Annotated in this window: 6 protein-coding genes; 4 read left to right on the top strand and 2 right to left on the bottom strand. The window is 71.4% G+C overall.

Annotation, left to right across the window (positions count from 1 at the left end; genetic code table 11):
• Positions 1-123 precede the first annotated feature (123 nt).
• A complete protein-coding gene (locus O3Q52_RS46700) occupies positions 124-927 on the bottom strand; it encodes a DUF3097 domain-containing protein (RefSeq protein ID WP_269654550.1) in 804 nt (267 codons plus the stop codon).
• A gap of 90 nt (positions 928-1,017) precedes the next feature.
• The gene (locus tag O3Q52_RS46695; protein ID WP_269654549.1) at positions 1,018-1,794 is read right to left on the bottom strand and encodes an MBL fold metallo-hydrolase; all 777 of its coding nucleotides are present in this window, start codon (positions 1,792-1,794) and stop codon (positions 1,018-1,020) included.
• Positions 1,795-2,033: 239 nt separating this feature from the next.
• Between O3Q52_RS46695 and hrcA the strand changes: the two genes are divergently transcribed.
• From hrcA to O3Q52_RS46675, 4 genes are all read left to right on the top strand, one after another.
• Complete coding sequence (hrcA, locus tag O3Q52_RS46690) at positions 2,034-3,050, top strand: heat-inducible transcriptional repressor HrcA (RefSeq protein WP_189837900.1); 1,017 nt, start codon at positions 2,034-2,036, stop codon at positions 3,048-3,050.
• Entirely contained in the window at positions 3,051-4,187 is a 1,137-nt protein-coding gene (gene dnaJ, locus O3Q52_RS46685) for a molecular chaperone DnaJ (protein WP_269654548.1), read from the top strand.
• Positions 4,188-4,447: 260 nt separating this feature from the next.
• Positions 4,448-5,533, top strand: coding sequence for a nitronate monooxygenase (locus tag O3Q52_RS46680; protein ID WP_269654547.1), 1,086 nt, complete (start codon positions 4,448-4,450; stop codon positions 5,531-5,533).
• A complete protein-coding gene (locus O3Q52_RS46675; RefSeq protein ID WP_269654546.1) occupies positions 5,530-6,276 on the top strand; it encodes a 16S rRNA (uracil(1498)-N(3))-methyltransferase in 747 nt (248 codons plus the stop codon). Before O3Q52_RS46680 ends, O3Q52_RS46675 begins: the two co-directional genes overlap by 4 nt.
• Positions 6,277-6,470: the final 194 nt, after the last annotated feature.

The following is a 6,470-nucleotide window of genomic DNA, read 5'->3' as shown; positions in this document are numbered from 1 at the left end:
TGAAGACCTAGGGGCGCGGGGAACTGCGCAGTCTTTTGGGGGTTCGGGGGCGGAGCCCCTGAGTAAGTGACGGGAATGGGCAGGGGCGGCGGGGGCGAGAAAAAAGCCCTGCGGCCGCCGCGCTCACCCCGGTGCCGTGACGAAGTCGATCAGTTCTTCCACTCGGCCCAGGAGCTCCGGCTCCAGGTCCCGGTAGGAGTGGACAGAGCCGAGGATCCGCTGCCACGCGGCACCCGTGTTCTCGGGCCAGCCCAGGGCCCGGCAGACCCCCGTCTTCCAGTCCTGCCCCCGCGGCACACGGGGCCACCCCGGGATGCCGACGGACGCCGGCTTCACGGCCTCCCAGACGTCGATGTACGGATGCCCCACGACAAGCGCGTACTCACTCGTCACGGCCTCCGCGATCCGCGACTCCTTCGTGCCGGGCACGAGATGGTCGACCAGCACCCCGAGCCGCGCATCCGCCCCGGGATCGAACTCCTCGACGATGGCGGGCAGATCGTCGATGCCCTCCAGGTACTCGACGACGACACCCTCGATCCGGAGGTCGTCGCCCCAGACCCGTTCGACCAGTTCCGCGTCGTGCCGCCCCTCGACGTAGATGCGCCCCGCCCGGGCGACCCGGGCCCGAGCCCCGGGCACAGCAACGGAACCCGAAGCCGTACGACTGGGGCGTACGGGTGCGGACGACGGGCGCACCAGCGTCACCACGCGCCCCTCCAGCAGGAACCCCCGGGGCTCCAGCGGAAACACCCGGTGCTTGCCGAAGCGGTCCTCCAGGGTGACCGTCCCCGCCTCGCAACGGATCACGGCACCGCAGAACCCGGTCCCGGGCTCCTCGACCACGAGCCCCGGCTCCGCCGCCACCTCGGGCACGGGCTTGGGCTTCTTCCACGGAGGGGTCAGGTCCGCTGAGTACTGGCGCATTCGGATGACGATAGGAGAAGGTCCCCGCCCGGCGCACCGAGCCCCCCTGCGACACGCCGATGAGCCTTCCGCGACCCGGCCCACGAGCCCCTACGACACGCCGAAACGCCGTGCCAGCGCGTCCCGTTGGGCCCGTACGAACCCGGCGTCGACCGCCGCCCCGTGGCCGGGCACGTACACGGCGTCCTCGCCCCCGAGGGCCAGCAGCCGGTCCAGGGCCGCGGGCCAGCGGGCGGGGACGGCGTCGGGGCCCGCCTGGGGTTCGCCGGACTCCTCGACGAGGTCGCCGCAGAAGACGATCTCCGGAGAGCCCGTCCCGGGCCCGTCGGCGCCGTCGGGGCCGCCGGGGGACCCAGGGCTTCCGGGGACCAGAACCGCCAGGTCGTGGCCCGTGTGGCCGGGGCCCACGTTCGCCAGCAGGACCTGCACTCCGCCGCCCAGGTCGAGCGTCCACTCGCCGGAGACGAGATGGCGGGGGCGGACGAGGAGGTCCGCCGCCTCGGCCGCCTCGCCCGGATCGGCGCCGTTGCGCTCGGCGTCCGCCCGCAACTCGTCCCGTCCGTCGACGAGCACCCGCTCAAGGCCCACCGCTCCGAAGACCTCGACCCCCGCGAACGCCGCCGCGCCGAAGACATGATCGAAGTGCGGGTGGGTGAGCGCGAGATGGGTGACCCGCCCGCCCCCGAGCAACCGCCGCGCCTCCGTACGCAGCCGCGCGCCCTCCCGCAGCCCCGACCCCGCGTCGATCATGAGCGCCGCGCCCTCGCCCACCACGAGCCCCGCCGTGCAGTCCCACACCGGAAGCCGGCAGCGCCCCACCCGCGGACCCAGTTCCTCCCACCCGGCCTCTTCCCAAGTCACCCTCATGCACCGACGCTAGCCCCACGCCCCGTGAAGTGCGCGGACAGTAGTCGGGACAGAGCGGGACAGCCCCGTACACGTCGTCGTGACATCGCAGGGTCGCCCTTGCCCGGGTCGCACCTACCGGCCGTACACTTGGCCCGGGGATGCTGGCACTCGCGCACGCTGAGTGCCAGGCAAGGCGATCGAGGATGATCGAGGACCGCATCGAAGACCGCGGGGAAGACCAGCTGGAGGTGTGCGCGATGCTCAGTGAACGCAGGCTCGAAGTGCTGCGCGCCATCGTCCAGGACTACGTGGGCACCGAGGAGCCGGTCGGTTCCAAGGCGCTCACGGAGCGCCACCGGCTGGGCGTCTCCCCGGCGACCGTCCGTAACGACATGGCCGTGCTCGAGGACGAGGGCTACATCGCCCAGCCGCACACCAGCGCGGGCCGTATCCCCACGGACAAGGGCTACCGCCTCTTCGTCGACAGACTCGCGGGCGTCAAGCCGATGACCGCGCCGGAGCGGCGGGCGATCCACAGCTTCCTCGACAACGCCGTCGATCTCGACGACGTCGTGGGGCGGACCGTCCGGCTCCTCGCGCAGCTCACGCGGCAGGTCGCCGTCGTGCAGTACCCGTCCCTGACACGGTCGACCGTGCGTCATGTGGAGCTGCTGTCGCTGGCCCCGGCCCGCGTCATGCTCGTACTGATCACGGACACCGGCCGGGTCGAGCAGCGCATGGTGGACTGCCCGGCGCCCTTCGGGGAGGCCTCTGTGGCGGATCTACGCGCGCGGCTCAACAGCCGGATCGCGGGCCGCCGTTTCGCGGACGTCCCGCAGCTGGTGCAGGATCTCCCCGACGCCTTCGAGTCGGACGACCGGGGTACGGTCGCGACGGTGCTCTCCACCCTCATGGAGACCCTCGTCGAGGAGACCGAGGAGCGGCTGATGATCGGCGGCACCGCCAATCTGACCCGCTTCGGACATGACTTTCCCCTCACCATCCGTCCGGTGCTGGAGGCACTTGAGGAGCAGGTCGTTCTCCTCAAACTCCTTGGTGAGGTCAATGATTCGGGCATGGCCGTACGGATCGGTCACGAGAACGCCCATGAGGGACTCAACTCCACGTCCGTCGTCTCGGTCGGCTACGGTTCGGGCGGCGAGGCAGTAGCAAAACTTGGCGTGGTCGGCCCGACGCGCATGGATTACCCCGGAACGATGGGAGCGGTACGAGCGGTGGCACGGTACGTAGGACAGATCCTGGCGGAGTCGTAAGTGGCCACGGACTACTACGCCGTACTCGGCGTGCGCCGCGACGCGTCCCAGGACGAGATCAAGAAGGCATTCCGGCGGCTCGCACGCGAGCTGCATCCGGACGTCAATCCCGACCCGAAGACGCAAGAGCGCTTCAAGGAGATCAACGCCGCTTACGAGGTGTTGTCGGACCCGCAGAAGAAGCAGGTCTACGACCTCGGCGGTGACCCGCTGTCCCAGGCGGGCGGCCAGGGCGCGGGCGGCTTCGGCGCCGGCGGGTTCGGGAACTTCTCGGACATCATGGACGCCTTCTTCGGTACGGCGTCGCAGCGGGGCCCGCGGTCGCGTACGCGGCGCGGCCAGGACGCGATGATCCGGCTGGAGATCGACCTCGACGAGGCGGCCTTCGGCACCACGAAGGACATCCAGGTCGACACGGCCGTCGTGTGTACGACGTGCAGTGGCGAGGGCGCCGCGCCCGGCACCTCCGCGCAGACCTGCGACATGTGCCGCGGTCGCGGTGAGGTGTCCCAGGTGACGCGGTCCTTCCTGGGCCAGGTCATGACGTCCCGGCCGTGTCCGCAGTGCCAGGGGTTCGGGACGGTCGTTCCGACGCCGTGCCCCGAGTGCGCCGGTGACGGGCGGGTCCGCTCGCGTCGGACCCTGACCGTGAAGATTCCCGCCGGTGTCGACAACGGCACGCGGATCCAGCTCGCGGGCGAGGGCGAGGTCGGGCCCGGTGGTGGTCCCGCCGGTGACCTCTACGTCGAGATCCACGAGGTCGCGCACTCCACCTTCCAGCGGCGCGGTGACGACCTGCACTGCACGGTCACCATCCCGATGACCGCGGCCTCTCTCGGCACCAAGGTGCCGCTGGAGACGCTCGACGGGATGGAGGAGGTCGACATCCGTCCCGGCACGCAGTCGGGGCAGTCGATTCCGTTGCACGGGCGCGGTATCACGCACCTTCGCGGTGGCGGGCGCGGTGATCTCATCGTGCACGTCGAGGTCATGACGCCGAGCAAGCTCGATCCCGAGCAGGAACGGCTGCTGCGCGAACTCGCGCAGCTTCGGGGGGAGGAGCGGCCCACGGGTCAGTTTCAACCCGGGCAGCAGGGGCTGTTCTCCAGGCTGAAGGACGCGTTCAACGGTCGCTGAGGGTCCTGAGGATTTGTCGGCCCGGGCTGACACTTTCAGCCCGTCCGGCGTTTGAGGACGAGGCCGTTCAGGCCGATGAGCGGGGGGCTGGGGGCGCAGCCCCCAGGGACGATGGGGTCCCCCCGCTCGAGCGAAGCCGAGAGTGGGGGAGGGCAGGGGCGGCGGGGGCGAAGAACTCTCCCCGCGGCCCGATTCCCGTGGCTTATGCCCGAGGGAAGGCCGGATTCGGACTTGTACGGAGGACGTGACAACATGCCGTCATGTCCTCCGCGCTGACCGATCTCTTCCCACTCCCGATCGTGCAGGCCCCCATGGCGGGCGGCGTCTCCGTGCCGCAGCTCGCAGCGGCCGTGTCCGAAGCCGGCGGGCTCGGTTTTCTCGCCGCCGGGTACAAAACGGCCGACGGCATGTACCAGGAGATCAAGCAGTTGCGGGGCGCCACCAGCCGCCCGTTCGGCGTGAACCTGTTCATGCCGCAGCCCGAGTACGCCGACCCGGCCGCGGTAGAGGTCTACGCCCACCAGCTCGCCGGCGAGGCCTCCTGGTACGAGACCGAACTGGGCGACCCCGACAGCGGACGCGACGACGGATACGACGCCAAGCTCGCCGTACTCCTCGACAACCCGGTACCGGTCGTCTCCTTCCACTTCGGCTGCCCCACGCGTGACGTCCTGGACTCCCTGAGCCGGGCCGGCACGCTGACCCTCGTCACGGCGACCACCGCCGAGGAGGCGCAGGCCGTGCAGTGGGCGGGCGCCGACGCGGTGATCGTGCAGGGCGTGGAGGCCGGCGGTCACCAGGGCACCCACCGGGACAACCCGGAGACCGACGGCTCCGGCATCGGACTGCTCTCGCTGATCGCGCAGGTCCGCGAGACCGTGCAGATCCCGATCGTCGCGGCCGGCGGCATCATGCGCGGCAGCCAGATCGCCGCCGCGCTCGCCGCGGGCGCGAGCGCCGCCCAGCTCGGCACGGCGTTCCTCGCCACCCCCGAGTCCGGCGCCAACGCCGTGCACAAGCAGGCACTGACCAACCCCCTCTTCGTACGTACGGAGTTGACGCGTGCCTTCTCCGGCCGCCCCGCGCGGGGTCTGATGAACCGCTTCATGCGCGAGCACGGGCCGTACGCGCCCGCCGCCTACCCCGAGGTCCACCACCTCACCTCCCCCCTGCGCAAGGCCGCGGCCAAGGCGGGGGACGCCCAGGGGATGGCGCTGTGGGCCGGACAGGGCCACCGGCTCGCGCGCGAGCTGCCCGCCGGGCAACTGGTCGAGGTGCTCGCGGCCGAACTCGCCACCGCCAAGACAGCGTTGTCGTCCCACTCGGGCGGGGGCCCGGTCCGTTGACCGCCCCGGTGTTCGTGGTGGACGTGGTGCCGGGCGGGCCCGAGTTCGTGCTCGACGGGCCCGAGGGGCGGCATGCCGTGTCCGTGAAGCGGCTGCGGGCGGGCGAGGACGTCGTCCTCACCGACGGGCACGGGCGCTGGGCCGAGGGCGTCGTCAAGGCGGCCGAGGGCAAGGACCGGCTCGTGGTGGCGGACATCGCCGAGGTGCGTGAGGAGCCCGAGCCGGCTCCCCGTATCACCGTCGTCCAGGCCCTCCCCAAGGGCGACCGCGGTGAACTCGCCGTCGAGACCATGACGGAGACCGGTGTCGACGAGATCATCCCGTGGGCCGCGTCCCGCTGCATCACGCAGTGGAAGGGCGAGCGGGGGCTCAAGGCGCTCGGGAAGTGGCGGGCCACCGCGCGTGAGGCGGGGAAGCAGTCGCGGCGGGTGCGGTTTCCGCTGGTCGCGGACGCGATGACGACCAAGCAGGTTGCCGCGTTTCTCGCCGAAGCGGACCTTGGGGTGGTGTTGCATGAGGACCGGGCGTACGGGAGCGAGCCGCTTGCGACGGCCGAACTCCCCTCCTCCGGGCGGATCGTGCTCGTCGTCGGCCCCGAAGGCGGGGTCTCTCCCGAGGAGTTGGCGGCCTTCACGCAGGCCGGGGCGAAGACCTGCCGACTGGGCCGCAGCGTGCTGCGCACCTCTACCGCGGGTACGGCCGCGGCGGCCCTGCTATTGACCCGCACGGGCCGCTGGTCCTGACGGACGGTTCTTCGCCCCCGCCGCCCCTACCCTCCCCCACTCTCGGCTTCGCTCGAGCGGGGGGACCCCCATCGTCGCTACTCAAACGCCGGAGGGGCTGGATTTCGCGGCCCGGGCCGACATTTCAGCCCGTTCGGCGTTTGGGGACGAGGCCGTTCAGGCCGATAGGGGGGTCTGGGGGTCGCAGCCCCCAG

Source organism: Streptomyces sp. ActVer (genome assembly GCF_027270795.1).
GTDB lineage: Bacteria > Actinomycetota > Actinomycetes > Streptomycetales > Streptomycetaceae > Streptomyces > Streptomyces umbrinus_A.
Note: the sequence above shows the minus strand (reverse complement) of the source record. Positions and strands in the feature narration are given on the sequence as shown.